Annotated in this window: 26 protein-coding genes; 9 read left to right on the top strand and 17 right to left on the bottom strand. The window is 69.9% G+C overall.

The genetic code is table 11. From position 1 onward, the window contains the following. Nucleotides 1-236: 236 nt before the first annotated feature. From NKJ07_RS18190 to NKJ07_RS18170, 5 genes are all read left to right on the top strand, one after another. Nucleotides 237-566 (top strand): DUF8134 family protein, encoded by a 330-nt coding sequence (locus tag NKJ07_RS18190; RefSeq protein WP_318568202.1) that lies wholly within the window; start codon nt 237-239, stop codon nt 564-566. 92 nt (nt 567-658) lie between these two features. Then, complete coding sequence (locus NKJ07_RS18185) at nt 659-2,443, top strand: nitrite/sulfite reductase (protein ID WP_318568201.1); 1,785 nt, start codon at nt 659-661, stop codon at nt 2,441-2,443. Between the two features lie 79 nt (nt 2,444-2,522). Then, nucleotides 2,523-3,035 (top strand): DUF5367 family protein, encoded by a 513-nt coding sequence (locus NKJ07_RS18180; RefSeq protein ID WP_318568200.1) that lies wholly within the window; start codon nt 2,523-2,525, stop codon nt 3,033-3,035. A gap of 60 nt (nt 3,036-3,095) precedes the next feature. Further along, complete coding sequence (locus NKJ07_RS18175; protein ID WP_318568199.1) at nt 3,096-3,377, top strand: DUF6360 family protein; 282 nt, start codon at nt 3,096-3,098, stop codon at nt 3,375-3,377. A 240-nt stretch (nt 3,378-3,617) separates the two neighbouring features. After that, nucleotides 3,618-4,568: a DMT family transporter gene (locus tag NKJ07_RS18170; protein WP_318568198.1), complete on the top strand. Its 951-nt coding sequence runs from the start codon at nt 3,618-3,620 to the stop codon at nt 4,566-4,568. 6 nt (nt 4,569-4,574) lie between these two features. Here NKJ07_RS18170 and NKJ07_RS18165 read toward each other — a convergent pair whose 3' ends face one another. Then, nucleotides 4,575-4,964 carry a hypothetical protein gene (locus NKJ07_RS18165; protein WP_318568197.1) on the bottom strand — a complete coding sequence of 130 codons (390 nt, stop codon included), beginning with the start codon at nt 4,962-4,964 and terminating at the stop codon, nt 4,575-4,577. A gap of 52 nt (nt 4,965-5,016) precedes the next feature. Beyond that, nucleotides 5,017-5,862: an aldo/keto reductase gene (locus NKJ07_RS18160; protein WP_318568196.1), complete on the bottom strand. Its 846-nt coding sequence runs from the start codon at nt 5,860-5,862 to the stop codon at nt 5,017-5,019. A gap of 91 nt (nt 5,863-5,953) precedes the next feature. On the opposite strand from NKJ07_RS18160, the gene NKJ07_RS18155 reads away from it, so the two are divergent. After that, nucleotides 5,954-6,541: a cysteine hydrolase family protein gene (locus NKJ07_RS18155; RefSeq protein ID WP_318568195.1), complete on the top strand. Its 588-nt coding sequence runs from the start codon at nt 5,954-5,956 to the stop codon at nt 6,539-6,541. Between the two features lie 4 nt (nt 6,542-6,545). Here the strand turns inward: NKJ07_RS18155 and NKJ07_RS18150 are convergent, their stop codons facing one another. The 4 genes from NKJ07_RS18150 to NKJ07_RS18135 all read right to left on the bottom strand — a co-directional run bounded on the left by NKJ07_RS18150 (nt 6,546) and on the right by NKJ07_RS18135 (nt 10,202). Beyond that, a complete protein-coding gene (locus NKJ07_RS18150) occupies nt 6,546-8,264 on the bottom strand; it encodes a sensor histidine kinase (RefSeq protein ID WP_425504777.1) in 1,719 nt (572 codons plus the stop codon). Next, nucleotides 8,162-8,581, bottom strand: a complete 420-nt coding sequence (locus NKJ07_RS24470) for a histidine kinase N-terminal 7TM domain-containing protein (protein WP_425504776.1) — start codon at nt 8,579-8,581, stop codon at nt 8,162-8,164. The genes NKJ07_RS18150 and NKJ07_RS24470 overlap by 103 nt, the downstream gene beginning before the upstream one ends. A gap of 126 nt (nt 8,582-8,707) precedes the next feature. Further along, complete coding sequence (locus NKJ07_RS18140; RefSeq protein ID WP_318568192.1) at nt 8,708-9,196, bottom strand: PaaI family thioesterase; 489 nt, start codon at nt 9,194-9,196, stop codon at nt 8,708-8,710. A 43-nt stretch (nt 9,197-9,239) separates the two neighbouring features. After that, nucleotides 9,240-10,202 (bottom strand): DUF8155 domain-containing protein, encoded by a 963-nt coding sequence (locus NKJ07_RS18135; RefSeq protein ID WP_318568191.1) that lies wholly within the window; start codon nt 10,200-10,202, stop codon nt 9,240-9,242. Nucleotides 10,203-10,294: 92 nt separating this feature from the next. Here NKJ07_RS18135 and NKJ07_RS18130 point away from each other — a divergent pair, with 92 nt between their 5' ends. After that, nucleotides 10,295-11,032 carry a lipoate--protein ligase family protein gene (locus NKJ07_RS18130; RefSeq protein WP_318568190.1) on the top strand — a complete coding sequence of 246 codons (738 nt, stop codon included), beginning with the start codon at nt 10,295-10,297 and terminating at the stop codon, nt 11,030-11,032. An 87-nt stretch (nt 11,033-11,119) separates the two neighbouring features. Here NKJ07_RS18130 and NKJ07_RS18125 read toward each other — a convergent pair whose 3' ends face one another. The 5 genes from NKJ07_RS18125 to NKJ07_RS18105 all read right to left on the bottom strand — a co-directional run bounded on the left by NKJ07_RS18125 (nt 11,120) and on the right by NKJ07_RS18105 (nt 17,893). Further along, nucleotides 11,120-11,518, bottom strand: coding sequence for a DUF7268 family protein (locus NKJ07_RS18125; protein WP_318568189.1), 399 nt, complete (start codon nt 11,516-11,518; stop codon nt 11,120-11,122). Between the two features lie 12 nt (nt 11,519-11,530). Then, a complete protein-coding gene (locus NKJ07_RS18120) occupies nt 11,531-12,472 on the bottom strand; it encodes an ABC transporter permease (RefSeq protein WP_318568188.1) in 942 nt (313 codons plus the stop codon). Next, nucleotides 12,472-13,515 carry an ABC transporter permease gene (locus tag NKJ07_RS18115; protein ID WP_318568187.1) on the bottom strand — a complete coding sequence of 348 codons (1,044 nt, stop codon included), beginning with the start codon at nt 13,513-13,515 and terminating at the stop codon, nt 12,472-12,474. The genes NKJ07_RS18120 and NKJ07_RS18115 overlap by 1 nt, the downstream gene beginning before the upstream one ends. Nucleotides 13,516-13,565: 50 nt before the next feature. Then, nucleotides 13,566-15,317 (bottom strand): ABC transporter substrate-binding protein, encoded by a 1,752-nt coding sequence (locus NKJ07_RS18110; RefSeq protein WP_318568186.1) that lies wholly within the window; start codon nt 15,315-15,317, stop codon nt 13,566-13,568. Between the two features lie 101 nt (nt 15,318-15,418). Next, nucleotides 15,419-17,893 carry an ABC transporter ATP-binding protein gene (locus NKJ07_RS18105; protein WP_318568185.1) on the bottom strand — a complete coding sequence of 825 codons (2,475 nt, stop codon included), beginning with the start codon at nt 17,891-17,893 and terminating at the stop codon, nt 15,419-15,421. A 181-nt stretch (nt 17,894-18,074) separates the two neighbouring features. On the opposite strand from NKJ07_RS18105, the gene NKJ07_RS18100 reads away from it, so the two are divergent. Then, a complete protein-coding gene (locus NKJ07_RS18100) occupies nt 18,075-18,605 on the top strand; it encodes a DUF7529 family protein (RefSeq protein WP_318568184.1) in 531 nt (176 codons plus the stop codon). A 43-nt stretch (nt 18,606-18,648) separates the two neighbouring features. On the opposite strand, the gene NKJ07_RS18095 is transcribed toward NKJ07_RS18100, so the two are convergent. Both NKJ07_RS18095 and NKJ07_RS18090 read right to left on the bottom strand, forming a co-directional pair. After that, on the bottom strand, nt 18,649-19,269 hold the full coding sequence (locus NKJ07_RS18095) for a zinc ribbon domain-containing protein (protein ID WP_318568183.1): 621 nt from the start codon (nt 19,267-19,269) through the stop codon (nt 18,649-18,651). Between the two features lie 152 nt (nt 19,270-19,421). Next, a complete protein-coding gene (locus NKJ07_RS18090) occupies nt 19,422-20,300 on the bottom strand; it encodes a DUF5806 family protein (RefSeq protein ID WP_318568182.1) in 879 nt (292 codons plus the stop codon). Between the two features lie 231 nt (nt 20,301-20,531). On the opposite strand from NKJ07_RS18090, the gene NKJ07_RS18085 reads away from it, so the two are divergent. Beyond that, complete coding sequence (locus NKJ07_RS18085; protein ID WP_318570489.1) at nt 20,532-21,590, top strand: GNAT family N-acetyltransferase; 1,059 nt, start codon at nt 20,532-20,534, stop codon at nt 21,588-21,590. Here the strand turns inward: NKJ07_RS18085 and NKJ07_RS18080 are convergent. From NKJ07_RS18080 to hisS, 4 genes are all read right to left on the bottom strand, one after another. Further along, nucleotides 21,587-22,669 carry a M20 family metallopeptidase gene (locus NKJ07_RS18080; protein WP_318568181.1) on the bottom strand — a complete coding sequence of 361 codons (1,083 nt, stop codon included), beginning with the start codon at nt 22,667-22,669 and terminating at the stop codon, nt 21,587-21,589. The genes NKJ07_RS18085 and NKJ07_RS18080 overlap by 4 nt on opposite strands. A gap of 136 nt (nt 22,670-22,805) precedes the next feature. Then, on the bottom strand, nt 22,806-23,636 hold the full coding sequence (gene truA / locus NKJ07_RS18075) for a tRNA pseudouridine(38-40) synthase TruA (protein ID WP_318570488.1): 831 nt from the start codon (nt 23,634-23,636) through the stop codon (nt 22,806-22,808). Nucleotides 23,637-23,756: 120 nt separating this feature from the next. Next, a complete protein-coding gene (locus NKJ07_RS18070; RefSeq protein ID WP_318568180.1) occupies nt 23,757-24,230 on the bottom strand; it encodes a universal stress protein in 474 nt (157 codons plus the stop codon). Between the two features lie 87 nt (nt 24,231-24,317). Further along, nucleotides 24,318-25,616 (bottom strand): histidine--tRNA ligase, encoded by a 1,299-nt coding sequence (hisS, locus tag NKJ07_RS18065; protein ID WP_318568179.1) that lies wholly within the window; start codon nt 25,614-25,616, stop codon nt 24,318-24,320. Between the last annotated feature and the right edge of the window lie 13 nt (nt 25,617-25,629).

Below are 25,629 nucleotides of genomic sequence, written 5' to 3'. Positions count from 1 at the left end.
TACCGGAGATACTCACTCATCGTCTGGGTCCATGGGGCGGAGTGGAATAAGGCCGCCTCAGCCAGTAATCGATGCCAGCACTCCCGGATAGCGGAGACCGCTGCCTCTATCTTTGACACACATCTCGGCGGAAAAATAGGCGCAGTGGTGCGGTTCCCGTCGAGCGGGGCGTCACCAGACTCGTCAGGGATTGCGCCGGCCGGGTTGTACTCGTGTCCGGGGGGCCAAACGGAGGCATGAGCGTCGCGCTTCGCATCCTCGACGATGGGGCATGGGTCTCGGTGAACGACGACCGCCGCGTGAGCGTGAGCGAACTCTGGCGGTTCGACGACCTCGACTTCTGCGGCTGTGCGCTCCCGGATCTCGTCGTCGAGAACTTCCAGCAGGTCGGCGTCGACGGCCGCACCGTCGAAGCGCGGGTCTACGGGCAGTGCATCGAGTGCGGAACGAAAGGCGAGACGTCGTGGCTCCCCGTCGGCCGCATCGTCGACGGCGCGTACCACGATCTCGACCGCGAGAGCGTCCTGCGACGGACGCGCGTGCCGTGTGTGTCCGACCGCATCTGAAACAGGCAACAATATCCGATTACCCGAAGCACCGGGAAGGGTTGACGGCATACGGGCGGGCTTACGTGTGGAGGGAGTAGGGATCGCTACGAATGCCGACGGACGTCGAAAACTGGAAATCCGAGGTTTACGGCAACGAGATCAGGGAGCACCTCTTCCGCTTCGCCGAGGAGGGGTGGGGCGCGATCCCCGAGGACGAACACGACGCGTGGTTCGAGCGCTTCAAGTGGTGGGGGCTGTACCACCAGCGCAACGGCCAGGAGTCGTTTTTCATGATGCGCATCGGGACGCCCAACGGCGTCCTGAAGCCGGGCCAGACGGAAGTGGTCGCCGAGATCGCCGACGAGTACGCGGAAGGTCCCGCGGAGAACCCGATCTTCGGCAACGGCTGGGTCGACTGGACGACGCGGCAGTCGATCCAGCTCCACTGGATCAAACTCGAGGACGTCCCCGAGATCTTCGAGAAGCTCGAATCCGTGGGGCTGTCGACACAACAGGCCTGCGGCGACTCCTGGCGGAACATCGTCGGCTGTCCGGTCGCCGGCAAGGACAAACACGAACACGTCGACGCCCTGCCCGTCGCCGAGGGGCTGCACGAGACGTACAAGGGCCACGACGAGCACTCGAACCTCCCGCGGAAGTGGAAGGTCGCCGTGACGGGCTGCCGCGAGGGCTGTGGCCAGGGCGACATCAACGATCTGGCGTTCGAGCCGGCGACGAAGGAGATCGACGACGAGCGGGTGCGTGGGTTCAACGTCAACGTCGGCGGCGGCCTGGCCCGGAACGAGCCACGACTCGCGCGGGAGCTAGACGCGTTCGTCACGCCCGAGGAGGCCGTCGAGGTCGGCGGCGCGATCTCGGCGCTGTTCCGCGACTACGGCAACCGCGAGGACCGCTACAGCGCCCGGATGAAGTTCCTCGTCGACGAGATGGGGGCCGAGGAGATCCGCGAGACGCTCCAGGAGGAGTACGTCGACTTCGAGCTCCGCACGGCGGGCGAAGACCTCCGCGAGAGCTACTCGTACAACGCCGGCCACGCGACGGGCGGTCACTCCGACCACGTCGGTGTCCACGAACAGCGTGACGGGAACTACTACGTCGGCCTGAACGTGCTCGTCGGCCGCATGGCCACCCCGGACACGCGCGAGTTGGCCCGCGTCGCCGAGGAGTACGGCTCCGGTGAGGTGCGCGTCACGCAGCGACAGAACGTCATCATCACCGACGTTCCCGAGTCCGAGCTCGACGCGCTCCTCGAAGAGCCGCTCCTCGACACTTACTCGCCCGACCCGAACCCGTTCATGCGCGGCTCGATCGCCTGCACGGGCACCGAGTTCTGCTCGCTCTCGATCGTCGAGACGAAGAACCGCCAGGTGCGCTACGCGCGCTGGCTGAAGGAGAACGTCGACCTCCCCGCGGGCGTCGAAGACTTCCACGTTCACCTGTCGGGCTGTACCGCGTCGTGTGCCCAGCCGCAGATCGCCGACGTCTCCCTGCGGGGGATGAAGACGCGGAAGGACGGCGAGGCGGTCGAGGCGCTCGACGTCGGGCTCGGCGGTGGCCTCGGCGAGAACCCGCGTTTCACCCAGTGGGTCAAACAGCGCGTCCCGGTCGACGAGGTCCCCGGCGCGATCCGGAGCCTGCTGGCGAACTTCGAGGCAAACAGGAACGAAGGCGAGACGTTCCGCGAGTTCGTCGAGCGCCACGAGGACGACGAGGAGTACCTCGCCTCGCTCGTCGAACCCGAAGAGACCGATTACGACGATCCGATGATGCACAACACGAAGATGACCTGGTATCCGTACGCCGCCGAGGACGATCTGGACGCCTCGCCGGCACCGACCGACCGCGACGGCGAACCGCTCCCGGCCGACGACTGAGCGCGTCGCGGCGTCCGCCGGCTCCTTTTGGAGTTCGCACGTCGGCACGTTGACGTTCCGCCACGTCCTGAGGTTACGTATGGCTCCCCTTCTCACGCGCGAGGCGGTGATCGGCTCGCGCACACAGGCCGCGTCGCTCGTCGGCGTCGGGATCGGGGTCTGGCTCCTCGCGACCGTCGGCCTCCGGGTCGCCGGGCAGTTTCTGCTCCCGCCCGACGACCCGGGGCGCGTCGCGTTCGTCTTCGTCGCCACGGTCCCGCTGATGGCGATGGTCGCGTTCGCCGTCTACTCGCTGCTCGACGTCGCCCCGGAGCGCCGGCTCACCGCCGCGACGCTGCTCGTCCTCCCCGGGATGGTGCTCGACGCGGTCGTCGTGTCGGCGTTCGGGACCGTTTTTCCCGACATGGCGACGGCGACCGGGTCGACACTCGGCGGACTGCTGCTGCTCGCGTACGCCTCCGTCCTGCTCACCGGCATCGTCCCCCTGAGCTACGTGAGCGAGGAGTCGGGCGAGTCCGCGGACCGACCGAGCGAGCGAACGACGGACGGATCGGCAGAGCACGCCGGCGGCAACGGGGTCGGCGAGGACTGACACTATCGGGCTCGAACCGGACACGACACGCCTTTGCCGGCCGGCCCCACAGAGCCAGCTATGCCCGACCGACTGCTGAAGATCAACGCCTACACGACCTTCGACATGCTCGACGGCTCGGCGCAGGGCCACGGCTTCGACGAGGAGGCGTTCGCCGTGCTCAACGTCACGGCCCCGCGGAGAGAGCCCGACCACGTGACGCTCGAACTCGAACTGGACAACACGCAACTGGAGACGCTACCGGCCCACGCCGATCGGGTGACGCTCTCGGCCGCGCAGGCGCGGGAACTCGCCGGGGAGTTACAAGCGTACGCCGCCCGGGTCGAAGCTGCCGAGGAGTGACCGGCGAGCGGCCCGTCGGAGCCGCATGCGAGTAGTTCCCATGTCGTGAGTGAACGAGAGATGTGGCAAACGTTCGTATACTTTTGAATCATATCGATGGTTACTTCACGCGACGAACCCCTCCTTAGCGTGAGAAACGACAGTGCATCCGAGAGCTCACCTCCAGCGCCGTATCGGCTCAGAACGCCCCGTCTCCCGCGCCGCGACACACGAGCGAGTCGTCGCGCGGGAGGTGCGGGCGTGAGCCGTCGGTCGAGTGGACTGTTCGTCGCCGCGACGCTCCTCCTCGGCACCTCGTTCGTCGGGATCGAAGCCGGCCTCGCGTCGCTTCCACCCGTGTTGTTCGCGGCGTTCCGCGTCGACATCGCCGCCGTCGTCCTCCTCGGCTACGCCTGGCTCCGCTACCGTGGGGCGTGGCTGCCGACGACCCGCGCGGACCGCGTCGGCGTCGCCGTCAGCGCCGTCCTCGTCGTGCTGGCGAACAACGTGTTGCTGTTCGTCGGCCAGACGACCACGTCGGGCAACGCCGGTGCGGTCGTCTACGGGCTGATGCCCATCGCCGCCCCGGCCTTCGCGGTCTTCTTGCTCCGCGACGAGCGGGTGTCGGCGGTCGACGCGCTCGGACTCGGCCTCGGGCTCGCGGGTGTCGTCGTCATCGTCCAGCCCGACCCCGCGGACCTCCTCGGGAGCACGGGACAGGGGCTCGTCGCCGTGGCGGCCCTCTGTGTCGCGCTCGGGAGCGTCCTCCTGCGTCGCGTCGGGCCGTCGATGCCGACGCTGGCGCTGACCGGGTGGTCGATGGCGCTCGCCGCGCCCGCGGTCCACCTCGTCAGCCTCGGCCTCGGCGAGTCGGCCGCGGGCCTCGCGTGGACGCCGGCAGCCGTCGCCGCGGTGCTGTACGTCGGCCTCTTCGGGACGGCCGCGGCGTACCCCGCGTACTTCGCGCTCATCGACGCGGTCGGGCCGGTCCGGGCGAACCTCACGGCGTACGCGATGCCGGTCGTGGCCGCGCTCACCGGCTGGGCGGTCCTCGGCGAACGGGTCGCCCCGACGACGGTGCTCGGCTTTCTCGTCGTCTTCGCCGGCTTCCTCGTCGTCCAGCGCCGGACACTCGCGACCGAACTCAGCCGTCGCCGCCGCCGAGCCACCGAGGGCGCGTCGGGCTACCCGTTCGAGTCGGCCAACGACTGAGCCGTCTCAGTCCTGTGCCCGCTCGCGCCAGGCGCGTTGCTGAGCGCGCTCCGTGACGTGTGACTGCCCGCTCGCGAGGTCGGCGCGGACGGCCGCGTCGAACGCGGTGACGTCCGCGAGAAAGCCCGTCTCGAACGCCTCGACCAGCTCGTACGACCAGCGGTCGTCGATGACGCCCGCGGGGAGGTGGCAGTCGCGGATGGCGTCGGCGTGCGCCTCGTGCCCGGCGGCTCGGAGCTCCGGCTCGGCGGACGCGAAGTGGTCCATCGACCGGCCGATGGCGTGGTGGAACGCCAGGAGGTGTCCGTACGCGCGGTGGACTCCTTCGACCCCGAGCTGGAGTTCGTGCAGTGCCGCCCGCTCGTCGTCGGTCAGGCCGTCGAACGCGTCGTCCATACCCACAGTACGTTCCGTGTTACCAAGGACTTCACGGTGGCGCGGATGTCGCTCAGTCCGCGAGCCGCGCCAGTTCGTCGTCGGTGAGCTCGAGCGCCGACGCCGCCACGTTCTCCGCGAGGTGGTCGAGGCTCGACGTGCCGGGGATCGGGAGCATGACCGGCGAACGCGCGAGGAGCCACGCGAGCGCGACCTGGAAGCGGGAGGCGTCGTGTGCCGCCGCGACCTCGTCGAGGACGCGTCCCTTCGCGCCGAGGTCGCCGCCCCCGAACGGGAACCACGGGATGAAACCGATCCCGTGCTCCTCACACGCCCGCAAGACGTCCTCGCTGTCGCGGTCGACGACGCTGTAGCGGTTCTGCACCGTCGCGATCTCGACGGTCTCCCGTGCGCGCTCCAGCTGGTCGACCGAGACGTTCGACAGCCCGACGTGCTCGACGACGCCGTCGTCTTTCAGCTCCGCGAGCGCTTCGACCGACGCCTCCAGGGGAACGTCGGGGTCCGGGCGGTGTAGCTGGTAGAGGTCGATGCTGTCGACGCCGAGGCGGTCGAGGCTACACAGGTGGGCGTTGCGGAGGTAATCGGGGTCGGCGTGGCGGATCCAGTTGCCCTCGCGGTTCCGTAAGAGTCCGCCCTTCGTGGCGACCACCACGTCGTCGTACGGGTGGAGCGCCTCGCGGATGAGCCGCTCGCTCACGCCCGGGCCGTACGAGTCCGCGGTATCGACGAAGTCGACCCCGAGTTCGACCGCCCGTTCGAGCACGCCTTTCGCGGCGTCGACGTCGTCGGGTTCGCCGATGATCCCCTCGCCCGTGATGCGCATCGCCCCGAAGCCGAGCCGGTGCACCGTGCGGTCGCCGCCGATCTCGAACGTGTCGCTCTCGTTCGTGATTGCCATGCGGCGCGGTACGACCCTCGCGGGGATAGCTGTTGGGCGCGTCGAGCGGGACGCCACCGGACCTTTACTCCCGAGCCCCCTACGGGGACGTATGGCCGAGACACCGACGACGTACGATCCGACGCGGACCGCCGTGGTCGTGGTCGACGTGCAGAACGGCTTCTGTCACCCGGACGGGAGCCTCTACGCGCCGCCGAGCGAGGAGGCGGTCCGCCCCGTGACCGGCCTCGTCTCGCGGGCGCGCGACGCCGGGGCGCGGATCGTCTACACGCGCGACGTCCACCCGCCGGAGCAGTTCGACGACGCCCACTACTACGACGAGTTCGAGCGCTGGGGCGAACACGTCGTCGAGGGGACCTGGGAGGCGGAGCTGGTCGACGAACTCGACGTTCGCGACGGGGATCTCGTGGTCGAGAAGCACACCTACGACGCGTTCTACCGGACCCAACTGGAGGGGTGGCTCCGCGCCCGCGGCGTCGACGACCTGTTGCTCTGCGGAACGCTCGCGAACGTCTGCGTCCTCCACACGGCCGGGAGCGCCGGGCTCAGGGACTTCAAGCCGGTGCTCGTGACCGACGCGCTCGGCTACATCGAGGCGGACCACAAGGAGTACGCCGTCGACCACGCGGACTGGCTGTTCGGCGAGACGACGACGCGCGACGACGTGCGGTTCGACTGAGCGGTCACGTCTCGAAGACGAACCGGGCCCCGCGGTCCGGCGTCGGATCGGCGGCCGCGACCTCCCAGCCGTGGACGTCCGCGACGCGCCTGACGACCGCCATCCCGATGCCGGTCCCGCCGGCCCCGGAGACGCCCTGTTCGAAGAGGTCGTCCTCGACGGCTGTCGGCAGCCCGACGCCGTCGTCCTCGACGAAGAAGCCCGCGTCGGTCGCGCCGACGCGGACGACGTCCGCCTCGCCGTGTTCGACGGCGTTCCGGAAGAGGTTCTCCAGCGCCTGCCGGAGCCAGTCGCGGTCGGCCTCGATGACCACGTCGTCACCGACGTACTCTATCGTCGCGTCGTCGGTCCGGGTCGTCTCCCACGCCGACGCGGCGACCGCGCGGAGCGCCATCGGCCGCCGGTCGAGGTCGGCGTCGCCCACCAGCGTGAGGACGCCGCCGATGATGGTCTCGATCCGGTCGAGCGCGCCGGCGACGTGGTCGAGTTCCCGCTCGGCCGCGACACCCTCGCGGCTCCGGAGCGCCTCGACGTAGCCGGTCGCCACCGACAGCGGATTGCGGAGGTCGTGGCTGAGGACGGCGCTGAACTCCTCGAGCCGAGCGTTCTGCCGGGCGAGTTCCCGCTCGCGCGTCACGCGGGCCAGCGAGACGTCGAGGTTCGTCGCGAGGATGTCGGCCACGCGGACGGCCGCGTTGTCGAGCCCACGGCCCTCGTCGCCGATGACGAGCAGTCCCCGGTCGCCGACCGGAGCGAGCAAGACGGCGTCGAGATCGGCCGGCGCGTCCCGGCCGTCGATCACGACGGGTGCGCAGTGCCCCCCGTCGGCCGCCACCGACCCCACGTCGAGGTCCGCCGGCGAGAGGGCGTCTTCGCCGGCGACGTGATCGAAGCCGCCGTCGTCCAGGTCGTCGGTTCGAACCCACCCCCCGACGAAGGTGACGTTGGCCGTCTCGCGTGCCACCTCGACCGCCGCGCGCCAGACGGCAGCGGGGTCGCCCGCGTCGACCAGCCGGCGGGTCCCCGAGGCGAGTTCCGCGAGCGTCCGCTCGCGGGCGATGCGCTCGGTCACGTCGTTCAGGAGACAGAGCCGCCCGGCGCGGCCGTAGCCGGCCGACAGCGGCTCGACGCGCAGGTCGTAGTGTCGGTCGACACCGTCGACTTCGAGAACGATCTCCGCGCTCGTCCGGCCGTCGGCGTCGCCCGGCCCCGCCGCGGTGTCGACTGCGTCGGCAACCGCCGGTGCCACCGTCGTGAGGCGGCGGCCCACGATACCGTCGCCGATGACGGCTCTGGCTGCGCCGTTGCCGTCGACGAGACGGTCGGTGGCGTCGAGGACGAACACGGGGTCCGAGAGCTGTTCGAAGAGCGCCGCCCGCCCCACCGGCGGCAGGTCCAGCAGGTCGAAGCCGAAGAGCGCCCAGAAGAGGACGACTGCCTCGACGACGAAGGCGTACGGCGAGAAGTCGAAGCCGGGGACGGGTCCGGCGCCGAGGATCCGGACCGCGGTGGCGACGGTCGGGAACGACGCCGCGACCGCCACGAGGCCGACCTGGCGGCGGTGGTATCGCCCGGAGGCGACGAACAGCCGCGCGAGGACGCCGAAGCCGGCCCCGACGGTCAGGAAGGCACCGGCGGCGAGGAACCAGCCGACGCCGGCGTAGCTGGCGACGACGTAGCGGAGGCCGCTGGCCTCGACGACTGTGAGGGTGTCCCAGCCCAGGCCGAGCCAGGGGTGAGAGAGGATGGAGGCCGTCCCGAGAGTCGCGAAACCGACGACACGACCGCGAGTCGACGCCGGATCGTCGGGCCCACGTCGGCGTACGCGAGCGTGAAGAGGAGCCACGGCACAGGGAGATAGTTGAGGAACGCCTGGCTGAGGAGGAACCACGTGCGTGCGGCGTCGGGGGCGGGCGCAAGGAGCATCCCCCCGTGTGCGGCGAGCCAGCCGGCGGCGACCAGCGAGAGCACGGCGAACTCCGTCGCGCCGGGGCGGGGCCGTCGTCGCCAAGCGAGGACACCCAGCGAGACCGCGACCACGGCGCCGAGGACGGTCGCGCCGATGAACGCGACCAGCGGAAGCGCGAGAGCGGACACAGGTACGCGTAGTTGGATGTCACCCAAAAAAGGGATGCGGGTCCGGGTATCGATCCTGATACTGAGAGCTCAGCCGTCGAGGGCGGAGCCGTCCGCCGAGCGAAACAGCCGGTAGGCGACCTGTCCGGTCGCGACCGGCTGTCGGCCCTCGCCGTCGGGGGCGGGCCCTTCGACCGTCACCGTCGAGACACCGATCGTGCCGCCCGCGCGGACCACCTCCGCCGTCGCCGTCAGATCGCCCGCCGCGGGCCGGAGGTAGTTCACGTTCAGGTTCACCGTCGCGATGCCGCCGGCGAGCGGATCCTCGTAGCGGGTCCGCTGGGCGACCGCACCGGCCGTGTCGACGAGCGTCGCCGCGACCCCGCCGTGGACCTGCGGCGACGACCGGGCGTCGGGGCCCCCGTTCGTCAGTTTCTCGTCGAACGGGATGGAGAGCACGACGCGCCCGTAGTCGACCTCGTCGACCTGCGTCCCGAGCCACGAGAGGTAGCCGTGACGGTCCTCGATGTACTCCTCGAACAGCCGTGCGACCGCCGGGGGGAACGCGTCCGTCGTCACGCCCGTCCGTCCGCAGCGGGGCGGTTTGTACCCGTCGGTGTGCTCACGTCGACCGCTCAACGATCCGAACCGTGACCCGTTGTCCCGGCTCGAACTCGTGGCCGGGACAGACGACTTTCGCACCCGCGGGCCCCGCGCGGGCGAGAAAGAGCGACAGCCCCACCGCGGGCCGGCCGTTCGCCTCGACGACCACGTCGCGCCAGGTGACCGTGCGGCCGTGGCGGTCGCCGACGACCCGACCGAGCAGCGAGACGGGACCGACGCGTTCGGTTCCGGTCTCGGTCCCGCCCCCGATCGCTGTCGCGTCGAGCACCCCGCCGCCGTCGTAGTGTGGGAGTCCACCGTCGAGGACGCCCGCGTGTGCGCCCCGGGCGCTCTCGGCGTCCGGGTCGCCGACGACGATCCCGCACCAGCCCGCGTCCCGACCGGGGTGGGCGGGCGAGTCAAGGACGACGTACGTCTCGCCGGTCTCGACGACGGTACCCTCCCCGTCCCACGCGAGCGGCGTCGGCGGGGCCGGAAGCGACACCGGGAGCGACCCCGACGCCCGGACGAGGTTCTGATCCGGGGTCCGAAACCCGAGGTGGACGTGGTTGTCGACCCAGGGGGCGAAAAATCCCGATCGGACCATCTCCCCGAGGGAGTCGCCGACGGCGACGCGGTCGCCCGCCTCGACCGCGGGGTCGACATGGAGCACGCGAGCGACGACGCCCTCGACGCCCGCCGCGACACACCAGTCGTCGTCGGGGGCGACGAGGATCAGGTGGTCGTGTGCGGCGGCGTACGGCTTCGTTGGCGTGCGGACGGTCCGCGTCGCCAGCACCTCGCCGGCCACGGGGGAGAATCCCTCGTTCGTGTCGGGGTAGAGGTCGATCGCGTGCCCGGCGTCGTGGGCGGGGTACGGCGAGTTGTACAGCGAGAGCCGACGGAACGGGGCGAGCGACGCCGGTGGGAGCGTGACCCGCGGGGTGTCGTCGTCGCCCGTCCGTTCCGGTCTGTCGCGCATACCCGTTCCAGGGCCGATGTCGGTATGAGTGCGTCGACCCGTGCGGGACGGGGAGAGACACCGTTAGGTTCCCCGGTCCCCTCCCCAGCCACATGCGACTGGTCCGAGGACGCGCGGCGACGCCACGCGACGACCGTGCCGCGACAGCGACGATGCTCGCCCGTGCGGGGGAGACGGGCGAGGAGGCGTTCCGGGCGTGGACACCCCACCGGCAGGTGGCGTTCGGCCGGCGCGACGCGCACGAGCCGGGGTACGAGGCGGCGTGCCGGGCGGCACGCGAGCGCGACTACGTCACGGTCGAACGGAGCGTCGGCGGACGGGCGGTCGCCTACACGGGGAGGACCGTCGCGTTCGCCCACGCGCTCCCGCTCGACGACCCCCGCCGGGGGCTGACCGACCGGTACGAGGCGGGCGTCGACGGCGTCGTCGTCGCCCTCCGTGAACTCGGCGTCGACGCCCGTCCGGGGGAGCCGGCAGCGTCGTTCTGCCCCGGCGATCACTCGGTGCAGGTCACGGTGGACGGGCGCGCGGGCAAGGTCGCGGGCATCGCCCAGCGCGTCCAGTCGGGGGCGGCGCTCGTCGCCGGCTGCGTCCTCGTCGACGACCGGGACGCGCTCGTCGACGTCCTCTCGCGGGTGTACGGAGCACTGGACGTGCCGTTCGACTCCGAGTCGGTGGGCACCGTCGCGGACGCGGGGGGGCCGCGCGATCCTGACCCGATCTGTCGGGCGCTCGAACGCGCCTTCGTCGGCGACGAGTCCGACCCGCGCGTGCGAGTAGTGTCGGTCGACGCGCTCGCGACCGCCACGGGGGACGGCACGGAGACGTGACGGGGCGACCGCCAGCGTCCACGCCCACGGCGCGAGCGTAGTCGGAGTCGAACGAACAACGGCCCTGCCGGCGTGGGTGTTCAGTCGTTACCCGTATCCCAGCGCCGTCCCGACCGCCACGGCGGCGAGCATCACGCCCGCGCCGAAGCCGCCGATGCGGGCCATCGCCCGCCGCGACCCGGCCTCTGTCCAGCCGCTCGCCCCGTCGAGATACGACTGCATCGCCTCGAAGCCGGGGCCGGCGACGACAGAGCCAGCCCACCCGAGCAGGCCGAACCCGAACGCGAGCGTGCCGAGCAGAAACCCCGTGTCCGCCGCGGACGCCAGGCCGACGGCGACGGTTCCGACACCGACGCCGACGACGCCGACGCCGAGACCAGCGAGGAGCGCGCCGACGACGAGCCGGGCCCGCGCCGCGAGCGACGGCGGCCGGGTCTCGTGGCCGCCGGACGGGACCGACGTCGACCGGGGTGGCGAAGGGGGCATGCGACGACGCCGTCAGTCGACGGCCTCGCGCATCCGCGGGTCGAGCGCGTCGCGCATCCCGTCGCCCAGCAGGTTGAACCCGAGGACAGTGATCGCAAGGAACAGCCCCGGGAAGAACGACATCCACCACTTGCCGGTGAGGAGACCGTTCTCGACGCCGCGGGAGAGCATCAGCCCCCACGAGGGCGCGCCGGCCTGTGCGCCGAAGCCGAGGAACGACAGCGCCGCGAGGTCGATGATCGCGAGCCCGAAGTTGAGCGTCGACTGGACGGTGATGGGCGCGACGCAGTTCGGGAACACGTGCCGGAGGAGGACGCGGGGGTCTTTCGCCCCCAGCGCGACGGTGGCGTCGACGTACTCGTCTTCGAGCACCTTGAGTGCGGCCCCGCGGACGACGCGGGCGAACCGCGGCGTGTACACGAGGGTGAGCGCCAGCACGGCCTTCCATAGGCCCGCGCCGAAGATGGCGACGAGCGCCAGCGCGAGGAGCAGCGAGGGGAACGCCAGCAGCATGTCCATCGTTCGCATGATGACGTTGTCCGTCACGTCGCCGTAGTACGCGGCGACGATCCCGAGCCCCACGCCGAGCGCCGTCGACGCCCCGACGGCGATGGTGCCGAACTTCAGCGCCAGCCAAGAGCCGTACAGCGTCCGTCTGAAGATGTCGCGGGCGGCCACGTCGGTGCCGAAGAGGTACTCGTTCCACGCCGCGGGGCCGGCCCACCCCGGCGGGTGGCGGTCAGGGATCCCCGTTCCGAGCCGCGAGGTGGTCAGCGCGTTCAGGTCGAGCGTGAACCGAGCGACCACGGCGATCAGGAGCATCCCGAAGATGATGCTCAGGCCGACGACGGCGAGCCGGTTCGACAGCAGGTTCGAGACGAACGGCGACGCCAGCAGTCGATCCAGAAAGCCGCGCGTGTCGTCGTCCGTGGGTGTCTGGGTTTCCGTGCTCATTATTGATCGATCCGCGGGTCGAGGTAGCTGTACGTGATGTCGACGCCGAAGTTAACCAGCGTGAACAGCAGCGCGAACGTGAGGACCGTTCCCTGCACCAGTGGGTAGTCGGAGGCTCCGATGGCGTTGACGAGCATCGTCCCGATCCCGCCGATCCCGAAGATGGTCTCGGTGAGGACCGCCCCGCCCAGGAGCGTCCCGAACTGGATACCAATGACGGTGACGACGGGGATCAGCGCGTTCTGGAAGCCGTGTTTCATGATCGTGATCTTCGCGCCCTGCCCCTTCGCGCGGGCGGTTCGGATGTAGTCCTGTCTGACCACCTCGAGCATCGACGAGCGCATCATCCGCGAGAGCAGCGCCATCTGGTACACCCCCAGCACGACGATCGGGAGGAACAGGTGCCGGACGGCGGAGACGAACGCCTCGACGTTGCCGAGGAGGATCGTGTCGACCGTCACCATCCCCGTCAGCGGGAGCTGGGTTCCGAACAGTGTCCAGTGTTCGTCAAGGAAGATCGTCGAGCCGATGCGGCCGCTCGTCGGCAGGATACCGAGATACGTCGAGAACAGCAGGATCAACAGCGGCCCGGACCAGAAGATCGGGACGGAGATACCGGTGAGCGCACCGACCCGGGTGAGGTGGTCGGTCAGCGAGTCCTGCTTGACCGCCGAGATGACGCCGAGCGGGATGCCGAGGAGGATGCCGGCGATCTGTCCGAAGATCGCGAGTTCGAGCGTGACCGGCAGCCGATCGACGAGTACCTCCCGGACAGGTGTCCCCTGCGAGATCTTGTACGATTGGCCGAAGTCGAAGCCGGCGGCGTCACCGAGGAACCGGAGGTACTGGATCCAGATGGGATCGTTCAGGCCGAGTTCGGTGCGGACCTGTGCGACCTGCTCGGCGGAGGCGCGCTGGCCGACGATGACGCGCGCGGGGTCGCCCGGCGCGAGCTGGAGGATGGCGAAGACGAGCGTCGCCACGCCGAACAGCACCGGAACGAGAAGTAGAACCCGCTTGACGAGAAATCGTTTCGAGACCATGACTGTGCGAGAGGTGGTGTGTGGAGACCCGAATTAGTTCTTTCGCGTCGTCACTGCAGCTGGACCGTGTTCAGGAACGGTCCGCCGACGGAGCTGACGGTGTAGCTGTCGGAGACGACGGCCTGGTTGACGCCGCGCAGCGTCTGCGCGTAGTCGATGAACACCCAGGGGGCCTCCTCGTTGGCGATCTGATTCGCCTCCATGTAGAGCTGCTCGCGGGCGGCGTCGTCGTACGTCTGCTGCGCTTCGCGGACCCGCGACATGAACTCGCTGTTGGCCCACGCGGCGACGTTGAGGGTGCTGTACCCCTCCGTGTCGAAGCTGACCCAGTCTTGGCCCTCGGGAACCGCGCTCATCTCGACCTTCGGATCGAGCAGGACGTACAGGAAGTTGTCCGGGTCGGCGTTGTCGGTGTACCAGCCGAGGAAACAGGCGTCGTGGTTGCCCTGGTCGGTGTAGTCGAGGTACGACGAGAACGTCGAGAACTGGTTGATGTTCACCGTGAGCCCGATGGCTTCGAGGTCCGAACGAACCTGGTTGGCCGTCTCGACGGGGCTGGGGTTGTAGCCGCGCGGGTTCGAGAACGTCGCGAGCTCGAACTCGAAGCCGTCGCCGTAGCCGGCCTCTTCGAGGAGTCGTTGTGCTTCCTCCTGGTCGGTCGGGTACGGTTCGAGCTCCTCGTTGTGGCCGAGGACGTCCGGCGGGAGCGGCTGGTCGGCGACGGTCGCAAAGCCCTGGTAGATGCTGTCGACGATGGCCTGCGTGTTCACGGCGTACGAGATGGCCCGTCGGACCCGCCTGTCGCGGAACTCCTCCCGACGGGACTGGTTCATCGCCATGTAGCCGACGTTGATCCCGTTCTTCGAGGCGAGCCGCGCCGAGCCCGCGTTTTCGAGCTGCTGGGAGGACTGCGAGTCCAGGTTGTCGGTGATGTGAGAGTTGCCGTTGATCACGTCCTGGACGCGCGTGGAGTTCTGCCCGATGGTCTTGAAGACGACCTGTTCGACGTTCGGCCCGTCGCCCCAGTAGTCGCCGTTGCCCGAGAGCAGCACTCGCTGGTTCCCGTTGTCGAGTTGCTCGAACTGGAACGCGCCCGTCCCCTGTGGCTCGGTACCGAGCGCGACCTGGTCGTCGAGCGACTCGATCTGCTCCTGAGAGAGGATCGCGGCCGCGAACATCGCCAGGTTCCGCAGGAACGGCGCGTACTGCTGGGTGAGTTCGATCGTCACCTCGTAGTCGCTGGAGTCGTCGACGCTCTCGACCCAGTTGCCGAAGGTGAACGGCCCGTAGCCCGAGCGGTTCTCGTCGCCGAGGTAGTACTCGTAGTCCGAATCGGTGAACCGGCGGATCGTCGCCCGGACGTCCGAGGCGGTCAGCTCCGAACCGTTGTGGAAGGAGATGCCCTGGCGGAGCGTCAGGGTCGCCGTCGTCCCCTCGAGGGAGTACTCGGTCGCCAGCCCGTCACGGAGCTGTCCGCCGCTACCGGGGTTGAAACCGACCAGCTGGTCGAAGATCTGGTTCGTGATCTTCGCCACCTCGCCGCTCGTGGTCTGCTGGGGGTCGTAGTTCTCGGGGTGGTCGCCGCGAGCGTACACGAGCGTCCCGCTCATGTCGCTTCCGCCGCCGCCCGAGTCGGTCTCCATCTCCGTGGCGGTGGAGCCGCCGTCGCTGCCGTCGCCACCATCGCCACCGTCGCCGCCGTCGCCACCGGAGTCACTGCTGGAACAACCCGCCAGCGTCGCCGCGGCCGCGGCGCTGCCGGCCGTCTTGAGGAAGGTACGTCGGTCTACGTTGCGGGACATAGTCGTAACAAAAAGAGTTTCAAGTAAAGCTTTGCGATACGTCAGCGAACTGTTTCACCGAATCGTCCACACCGCCGGGTCCGTCCGGCGGCCGGACCGGCCTACTCGGCGTTCGACGTCGGGAGCGGTTCGGTTCCCTCATCCGTCCGCTCGGCCGTCCCGTCGTCGGCGTAGAGGTGACACGCGGCGGGGTGGTCGGCGTCGCCGAGCGCGGGCGAACGGCGTTCACAGACGCTCTCGAACCGGGCACGGAGTCGGTCGCCGGCGGTCTCGAACTCCCCCGCGACGACCGCTTCGAGCGCCGTGTCGACGACCCGGCGGTTCTCCCCGGCGAGGGGTGCGTCGACGTACCGCTCGCGGAGGAGGTCGACGAGCGCCTCGTCCGTCGCATCCCGCTCGGCCACCTCGTCGCGGATCGCGTCGACGTCGATCGCCTCGTCGGCGACGCGCTCGCGGAGCGTCATCACGTCGCGGTACGCCGCCTGTTCGATCTCGACGTCGTCGGGCGGGATGATCTCGGGACAGCGGGTCCGGAAGTGACAGCCCGACGGCGGATCGATGGGCGAGGGGACGTCGCCTTCGAGGATGACGCGGTCGGTCTCGGCGGTCGGGTCGGGGACGGGGATTGCTGAGAGGAGCGCCCGCGTGTAGGGGTGTTTCGGCTCCGCGAACAGGTCGCCGGTCGGGGCCGTCTCGACCACTTCGCCGAGATACATCACCGCGATGCGGTCGCAGATGTGCCGGACGACCGAGAGATCGTGGGCGATGAAGAGAAACGTGAGGCCGAACTCCTCCTGGAGGTCCTCGAGGAGGTTGAGGATCTGCGCCTGGACGCTCACGTCGAGCGCGGAGACGGGTTCGTCGCAGACGATGAAGTCCGGATCGACGGCGAGCGCGCGAGCGATCCCGACGCGCTGTCGCTGGCCGCCGGAGAGTTCGTGCGGGTAGCGGTCGCGCTGGTCGGGGTCGAGACCCACAGCTTCGAGCAGTTCGGTGACGCGACGGCGGCGCTGGCTCCGCCGAGAGCCCTCGGAGTCGTCGCCCAGGTCGTGAACGACGAGGGGTTCGGCGACGATCTTCTCGACGGTCATCCGCGGGTCGAGCGATGACATGGGGTCCTGGAAGATCATCTGGAGGTCCCGCCGCCGCTCGCGGAGGTCCGCCTTCGACAGGGAGGTCAGGTCCTCACCCGCGAACAGCACCCGGCCCTCGGTGGCGTCGAGGAGCCGGAGGATCGTCCGTCCGGTCGTCGACTTCCCACAGCCGGACTCGCCGACGAGTCCCAGCGTCTCCCCCTCGTAGACGGTGAGGTCGACGCCGTCGACGGCCTTGACGCTCTTGCGATCGAACCCAAGGAACTCGTCGAGGAGCCCCTCCGCCCGCGAGAAGTATTTCTTCAGCCCGTCGACTTCGAGCATCGGCTCGCCCACCTGTCGGGTCCGCTCGGAGCCGAGATCGCCCGCGGTGCCGTACTCGCCCTCGTCGAACGACTCCAGGACGCACTTCGCCCGGTGGTCGACGTCGTCGGGTCCGTGCTGGAGGTTCGGGATCTCCCCGTTCCGGCACGTCTCCGTGGCCCACGGACAGCGCGGTGCGAAGTGGCAGCCATCGGGCATGTCGATGAGGTCGGGCACGTTCCCCTCGATGGGAGTGAGCCGATCGCGGTCCTCGGTCGGGACCGACTGCAGGAGGGCGTACGTGTAGGGGTGAGACGGGTTGGCGAAGATCTCCTCGACGGGGCCTTCCTCGACGATCTCGCCGGCGTACATCACGGCTACTCTGTCACACGTCTCGGCGACGACCCCGAGGTCGTGCGTGATGAAGAGGACCGACATCCCCAGCTCCGCCTGGAGATCGTTGATGAGGTCGAGGATCTGCGCCTGGATAGTGACGTCGAGTGCCGTCGTCGGTTCGTCGGCGACGAGGATGTTCGGTCGGCAGGCGAGGGCGATGGCGATGAGGACGCGCTGTCGCATCCCCCCGGAGAACTCGTGGGGATACTCGTCGATCCGGGAGGTGGGTTCGGGGATCCCCACTTCGGAGAGCACCTCGATCGTGCGGTCGACGATCTCGTCGTCGAGGTCCGACCCGAGTTTGGGGAGGATCTCGCGGACGGCGTTGAGCCAGGTGTCCTTCTTCCGGCCGCCGTACTGGTGGAGACGGAGCGACTCGGCGACCTGCTCGCCGACGGTGAGCGCCGGGTTGAGCGAGGTCATCGGGTCCTGGAAGATCATGCTCATCTCCCCCCCGCGGACCGACCGAAGCGCCTCTTCGGGGGCGGTGGTGAGGTCGATGCGGTCGCCGTCGACGAACGTCGGGTTCGAGTAGCTGTCGCGGAACGTGTCGGCGAGCGCCGACGAGCGAAGGGTCACCTCGCCGCCGACGACCCGGCCGGGGTCGTCGACGAGTCCCATCGCCGACAGCGCAGTCACGCTCTTGCCGCTGCCTGACTCGCCGACGAGTCCCACGGTTTCGCCTTCGTCGATGTCGAGTGAGACGCCGTCGACTGCCTTGACCTGGCCCCGTTCCGTCGAGAACTGCGTCTGTAGGTCGGACAGTGAGAGCACGGGGGGCATGCCTCACATGTCGATACCTGTGACCGAAATAGTTTGTGACTCTTCGTGCCGTCGTCCCGAGAGGGGGACGAGCCGATCGGGTTCGACGCTCTCACGCCGCGTTCGGCCACCCCGAGTCAGCGCGCCCCGTGGGTCGGACGAAACGGACGCGTTTTTCCCGCGAAAGACCGAACCCGAGCGCATGGACGAACCTGGCGCGGCGGACGTGGGTGGCGGCGACGACCACCCGCTCGCCGGCACCGTCGACCGCTGGGAGGCGGTCATCGACGACATGGAGGCGACGGCGGCCGACTACCGCGAGGCCGGCTGGACGGCCGTCGAACTCCATCCCGGCGACGTGACGCCACTCCCTCCCGCTCGCGGCGGCGACGCGCTCGACGACGACCGTGTGGGTCTCGACGTGCTGGTCCCGGACAACGAGTTCGAGACGGTCGAAACCCAGGCGGACGGAACGGCGTTCGACAGCTACGACGCCTACCGGGCGCAGGTCGGGAGCGTCGTCTTCGCCGTCGCGGCGATCGAGTCGACGGCGGCCGAGCTGGTGGTGCTCGTTCCCCTCTACTACCGGGCCGCCGACGCGAGCCAGATGGCGCGCCGCGCGCTCGACCGCGGCCGGCTCGACCTGTTCGTCCGGCCGCTCGCCGACGACCGTCGGGTGGTGTTCAGTCAGACCGAACCGCAGCTCCTCCTGCCGGAGACAGCCGGGGAGTGACGACTCCGGCGGCGGAGCGGTAGTGGCGGACCGCCCCGGCGGCTCACTCCGCTTCGGAACCGAGCCGGAGCCGCGAGACGGCGAAGCCGAAGCCGGCTGCGATCGCCGCCGGGACGGCGAGCCCAGCGAGCATCGCCGCGAACACCACGATCCGGGTGCCCAGTTCGGTCGTCTCGCTCGACGGGCCGAACGCGACGAACGGGACGAGAAGCAACACGAACGAGACGGCGTAGGCGGTCCGGGTGACGGCGTCACGGACGGTGCGCCGGCGAGCGAGATGCGCCGTCGCGGCCAGCCACGCCACGATCCCGACCCAGACCCCCCAACTACTGCTGGTCAGGACCAGGACGACGGTCGTCGCGACGAACCCGACGACGAGTCCGCCGACGAGACCGACCACCGCCGTCAGGGTGTTGTCGACGACGCCGTCTGGGGCGAGCAGGCCACCGTCGTCGGTCGCGGTGTTGGCTGCCGATCGAAGGCCGTCCGTCGACGGCGTGTCCCCGGCGGGACTGGCGTCGTCCCAGAACCCGTCGTCGTTCGCGTCCGCACGCTCCTTTTCGTCCGTGAGATCCACCGAGCAGTACATGCAGTACGCGGCCGTCATCCCGATCGGCTCGCCGCACGCCGGACAGCGTGGGTCGTCCCTGTCTCCGTGGCTCACCGCGCGTGACCTCTCCGGATGGCTACCGTCCACAGCGGCTTCACTGTACGGGTGGGATCGTACCGTACCGGGGGCGGCCCGCCACGGCAGCGGCGCGTTCGAGGGACGACGCAAAACGCCGACGACGGTCGACACCTCGGCCAGGGGATGGACTAGTCGTCCGACGCCTCGGCGAGGTCCTCCGCGCGGAGTTCGGAACTCGCCTCGCGGACCTCCCGCATCACGCTGGAGATGCGCTCCTCGGCGTCGAGTTCCTCGGCGACGGCGAGGTCGACGCCCTCGACCTCGAGGAGGAACTTCGCGATCTCCGACACCTCGTACATCAGTTCGTCGAGTTCTTCGGCGGTGAAGAAGCCGCACATCGCGCCGTAGAGGAACGTCGCTCCGGACTTGCGGACCTTCTCACGGAAGGCGTGGCGGGCCTGGTTGACCGCCTGCGGCGAGTACGTGTCGGTCATGAAGGGAACGAGATACGGGAGGTTGTCGCCGATCTTCGTCATCTCCACTCCCGTTTCGGTTCGGAAGTCGGCACAGAGGCGGGCGATGGCCCACTCGCGGGCGGTGATGTACGTCCGCTCGCGGAGGAAGTCGTTGACGCGGTCGTACTGCGCGCCGTCGACCTTCTTGAACCGTTCGTACTTGCGGACGTCTTCGGGCGGCCGGTCGGCGTCGGACGGTGCGTCCACGCCGTCCGCGTCGCCTGCACCGCCGGTCGGGTCGTCCACGCCGTCCGCGTCGCCTGCACCGCCGGTCGGGTCGTCCACGCCGTCCGCGTCGCCTGCACCGCCGGTCGGGTCGTCCACGCCGTCCGCGTCGCCTGCACCGTCGGTCGGGTCGTCCACGCCGTCCGCGTCGCCTGCACCATCGGTCGGGTCGTCCACGGTGGTCGTGTCGGTGCCGTGGTCGGACCCGGTCGTGTCGGCGGTTGCCTCCACGCCGTCACGGCTCGGCTCTCCGTGCCCCTCGTTCCCGTGGAATCCGGCCTCGGCGTCCGTCTCCTCGCCGTTCGTCGCGGCGGGGTCGTCTCCCATGCACCGTCGTTCCCGTGGCCGAGCGAAAAGCGTGTCGGGGACGTCAGACGCTCGTCTGCCGGGTGACAGACCGGGCACGGCTCAGCCGTGCCAGTCGACGGTGTCCTGGCCCACACGGAGGCCCCCGCGTCCGGGCAGGTGTCTTCCCGAGGCTCGCTCGCGTCCGCCCCGACGACACAGCTAAATGCGTTCGCGTGGTCCCTGTGATCAGGTGACGCGGTAGTGAGTGCCATGGATGGGCGGCGGCCGCCGTTCGCTCTCGACCTCCCGGACGGGTACGTCGTCCGCGAGGCCGAGAGGGCGGACGCGGCGGGGGTGGCGGGCGTGTACGCCGACGCCTACCCGGCGGGCACGGAGTACCCACTGGTGTCGGAGCGTCGGGTTCGGCGGGACCTCGTCGACGATGCGAGCGTCCGGCCGTTCGTCGTCGAGACCGACGGCGAACTGGTCGCCGCGGCCGCCATCGAGTACGACTCGCTCGACGAGGGGAACGCGCAGATCTGCAAACTGGCGGTCAAGCGGGCACACCGCGGCAAGGGGCTCGGGCGCGTCCTGTTGAAACACCGGCTGAACGTGCTGGCCACCGACGAGTCGTTCTCGGGACTGGTGTACGTGGCCGCCGTCACCGCCCATCCGGCCTCACAGCACAACCTGGTCTCTCGGGGGTTCGCGCCGTTTTCGTTCCACAAGAACTTCCAGGGCGGCTACTTCGGTCCGGGGAACGAGAGCGAGATCATCATGCTCTACACCGACAGCATCGAGTACGCCGAGCGCTCGGTGTACGTCCCCGAGCGCTACCGGCACGTCGTCGAACGGACGCTGGCACAGGTGTCGCTCGACCTGCTCGGCCGGCGGCTCGTGCTGACCGAGGACGTGGCGTTCCCGACGCTCGACGTCGACTGCCTGCGGACGGGGATCGAGCACAACCGCGAGTTCCTCTGGGAGGTGACGGCGTCGGGCACCGACGCGTGGGTGGAGACCGAGGCCGAACTCACGGCCGCGATCCGGCGCGACGACACCCACCTGATGGTACCGATCGACGCGAACACGCCCGCGCTGGCGTCGCTGTACGACGCGCTGGAGGCTGACGGCTTCTCCCCGGCCGGCTTCATCCCCGACTGGCTGACGCGCGACGGCGAGAAGCGCGACGCGTTCGTCTTCCAGCACCCCCCGCACGACGAACCGACCCGGATCGACGTCGTCGCCGACGTGAAGGCGCTCATCGAGGTACTGGGAATCGACTACCGCGTCCTCGAGAGTCACGACCGGTACTGGACGCTGGAGATCTAGTAGGGCCCGCCCGTGACGAACTCGTAGAGCGTCCGCTGGTACTCCTCGAGGCTTCCGAGCACCAGATGCTCGAACTGCTCGTGTGAGCCGTACCCCTCCGGGCCGAACGCCACGCCGGGAACCCCGTGGCGGGCGAAGTGACGCAGGTCGCTCGTGTGGGGCTTCCGTGCGAGGCCGACATCCCCCATAACCCGTTCGGCGTGCCCGCGTAGTCCCCGAACGTGCGGGTCGGCCGGGTCGGTGTTCACCGGGTTCCCGTGGCCGAGGCTGTGCACCTCGATCTCCGGGATCCGGCGCAGCCGCGTCAGGACCTCGTCGCGGTCGGTCTCGTCGGGGTAGCGGATGTCGAGTTCCAGCGTCGCCGCGTCGGGGACCTGGTTGAGCGCCTCGCCGCCGCGGATCCGCCCGAAGTTCACCGTCGCGCCCCACTCGTCGTCCGCGTCGGCGAAGACCGATTCGATCGCCGGATACGCCCCGAGCAGTTTCGCGATCGCGTTCTCGCCCTCAGCGGGCGTCGCCGCGTGCGCCAGCTCCCCCCGCGCCGTGAGCTCCACCTGGACGACCCCTTTCTGCTGTGTGACGATGTCCATGTAGCCGTCGAGGTTGTTCGGCTCCCCGGTGATACAGAACTCCGGACGGTAGCCCACCTCGTCGAGGAGGTACTGCGCGCCGTGGCGGCCGCCGCGCTCCTCGTCGGCGACGACCATCATCGCGAGCGACGGTGTCCGACCGTCGGCCGCGACGTCGCCGAGCACGTGCATCATCGCCGCGAGCCCGCCCTTCATGTCCGCGGTCCCGCGGCCGTACAGGAGTCCGTCGTCGATCCGGGGCGTGAACAGCCGGCCGGGCGCGGGGACGACGTCGAGGTGTCCGTGGAGCATGATCTCCGGCTCCTTCGACTCGGTGAACGACGCCACGAGCGACGGGACGCCGTCGTGTCGGTACCGCTCGACGGGGACGCCCGCCTCGGTGAAGAACGCCGCGACCCGGTCCATGCACGCCTCGATCTCGGCGGGTTCGCTCGCCGTCGTCCGGTGTGTGACGAGCTCGGCGGTCAACTCAGTCACTCGCTCCTGCATCGGATCTCCGGCGTGTGCCGCCATCCCCGTCCAGTAACACGGCGACCAGTTTGAGCGTTGCGCCCGGACCGACGCGCCGTCGGCCGCGGTCCTGGGGAGTGAGCCGACGGCCCTCTTCGCGGTGCCGGCGGTGGCGCTATCGGTCGCCGCGGTCCCCGGGGGCGCCGTCCGCGCCAACGCCGTCGCGGACACGGCCGGCCACGCGCGCTCGAACCAGCCCGTCGACGGCTCGCTCGGCGAACAGTTCGCGGGCGGTCGCCGCCGCGTCCGCGTCGACGGTGAACGAGAGCCCCGGATAGTCGACGGCAGTGAGCACGAGCGGTTCGGCGGGCGCTGGCGGGATCCCCTCGTGACCCGGAAGCGGCGCCGGGACGAGGGCGCGCTCGACAGTCGCCAGCGGCGCCCCCTCCCCCACGAGGTGGACGAGCGAGACGACCCGCCGGACGAGCTGGCGGGCGAACCCCCCGGCGGCGAGCGTGACGACGAGGAAGTCGCCGTCGCGGACGACCGACCCACGGAGGTCGCGGACGGTGCCCCGCGCGTCGGGCGTGAGGTTGGCGAAATCGTGGTCACCACAGAGCGTCGCGAGCGCGGCCGCCGCGCGACCGACCGCGGCGTCGGGCGCGTACAGGTAGTAGGTGTACTCGCGGCGCGCGGCGTCGTGGGTCGCGTGGAACCCGTCGTCCACGTCGGCGCTGGCCCACGCGCGCACCGAACCGGGGAGTTCGCTGTTCAGCGCCCCCGGCGAGCACCACGCGGGACACCGGAACCCGACCGTCTGGGCGAGCGCCGAGACGCCGGCGTCGGTCCGGCCGGCCGCGGCGTACTCCGGCGGGGGGCCGTCGTCGGGGGCGAGCCCGAGCGCGACGAGCGCGTTCAAGAGTGTGTCCTCGACGGTCGGGACGGTCGGCTGGCGCTGAAAGCCGTAGAAGGGCCGTCCGTCGTAGGCGACGCGGAAGGCACGCAGCCGCCCGTCGTCCCCTGCCTCCCGGGTCATTCGTGTCGCCGCGCGGCGGTCGCCGGTCGCGGGCCGTCGTCGTCCATCGTCGGGCGTTGACGGGGTCGGTACTTGAGTCTCCCGAGGCCGCTAGTCGGCGGCGTCCGTGGGTTCGGAGCCCTCGGCTTCGACGTCCGCCTCCTCGCCGCGAACGGTGAGGACGGGAACCGGACTGCTCCGGACGACCCGCTCGGTGACGCTCCCGAGGAGGAACCGCTGGATCCCGTGACGGCCGTGGGTCCCCATCACGACAAGGTCGACGCCGTGTTCGTCGGTGTAGTCGGTGATGGCCTCGTGTGTGTGACCGTGGAGGACGGCCGTCTCGCAGGTGACCCCCACATCCGACGCCGCCGCCACCACGTCGTCGAGGATCTGTTCCCCTTCCGTCTCGAACCCGGCGAGCACGACGTCGGAGTCGATCCGCGCCGCACGGAGGGCCGCGTCGTCGATGACGTACACCGCGTGGAGCGTCGCGTCGTACGCCGCCGCGAGCCCGACCGCGTGGTCGCGTGCCGCGTCGCTCGGGGCGCTTCCGTCCGTCGGCAGGAGTATCGTGTCGTACATGTGAGGGGAGACGGCCGCGGGGATGTTAAACACACGCGCCGGTCCCCCACCGGTGAAAGCCGACCGGCGTCGGGGACGCCGAGAGAGTCAGGCGAAGTCGTCGTACGTCGGTGCCGCGTGGTCGCCCGGGAACTCGTCGACCGGCGCGGTCGTCTGCTCGCCCGTCTCCATCTCCTTCAGCGTGACTTCGTCGTTCGCGAGGTCCTGTTCGCCCACGACGACGACCGTCCGGGCGTTGATCGAGTCGGCGTACGACAGCTGTGAGCCGAAGCCCCGGTCGGTGAGGTCCGTCTCGACGACGTGTCCGCGCGACCGGAGGTCGCGGGCGATCCGAGCGGCGACGGGCCGGGTGTCGCCCACCGTGAGGACGTAGTAGTCCGTCGCGAGCTCCTCGGCCGGCCAGGCGTCGGCCCGCTCACACAGCAGTTGGAGCGTCGCGTCGCCGAGGGCGACGCCGACCGCGGGCGTCGGCTGACCGCCGAACGACTCGATGAGGTCGTCGTAGCGGCCGCCGCCGAAGACGGCCCGCGAGACCGACCCCGTCGTGTCGAAACACTCGAAGACGACGCCGGTGTAGTAGTCGAGCCCGCGGGCGGTCTCCAAAGAGAGGGTACAGAACTCGCGGACGCCGAGGTCCGCGGTCGCGTCGAGGACGGCCCGGAGGTTCTCGACCGCCTCTTCGACCCGGGCGGTGCCGGCGAACTCGACGAGCGCGTCGAGGTCTTGGTCGGAAAGGAGGTCGTCGAACTCGCGGGCCTGGTCGTACGAGAGGCCCGCGTCGTGCAGGAGGTCGTAGTACTCGTTGCGCTCGACCTTCGCGCTCTTGTCGACCGCGCGGATCGCCTCGCGGACGTCGACGTCACCGCCCATGGATTCGAGCAGCCCGCCGAGGATGTCGCGGTGGGAGACGCGGAACTCGAACTCGTCGGCTGAGAGTCCCAGGTCGGTCAGGGCGTCGGCGGCGAAGGCGAGGATCTCGGCGTCGGCGTCGGGTTCCGAGGAGCCGAACACGTCGACGTTCGTCTGGTAGAACTCGCGGAACCGTCCCTGCTGGACCTGTTCGTACCGCCAGAAGGGCCGCGTCGACACCCACTTGATCGGCTTCGACAGTTCCTGACCGCGGGCGACGACCATCCGCGCCACCGTCGGGGTGAGCTCCGGCGTCAGGGCGACGTCCCGACCGCCCTTGTCCGTGAACGTGTACAGTTCGTCGACGATCTCCTCGCCGCTCTTGTCGACGTACATCTGCGTCCGCTCCAGCGCCGGCGTCCCCACCTCGCGGAAGCCGTAGCGCGCGGCCGTGGCCCCGACGGTGTCGAGGACCTCCCGCCGGGCGGCCATCTCGCCGGGGTAGAAGTCCCGAAACCCCTTCAGTCGGTCGTACATGGCCGCCGGTTTG

It is taken from the genome of Salinigranum marinum (assembly GCF_024228675.1).
In the GTDB taxonomy this organism is placed as follows: domain Archaea; phylum Halobacteriota; class Halobacteria; order Halobacteriales; family Haloferacaceae; genus Salinigranum; species Salinigranum marinum.
The sequence above is the reverse complement of the archived record's forward strand: the minus strand, read 5'-3'. Positions and strand labels throughout refer to the sequence as shown.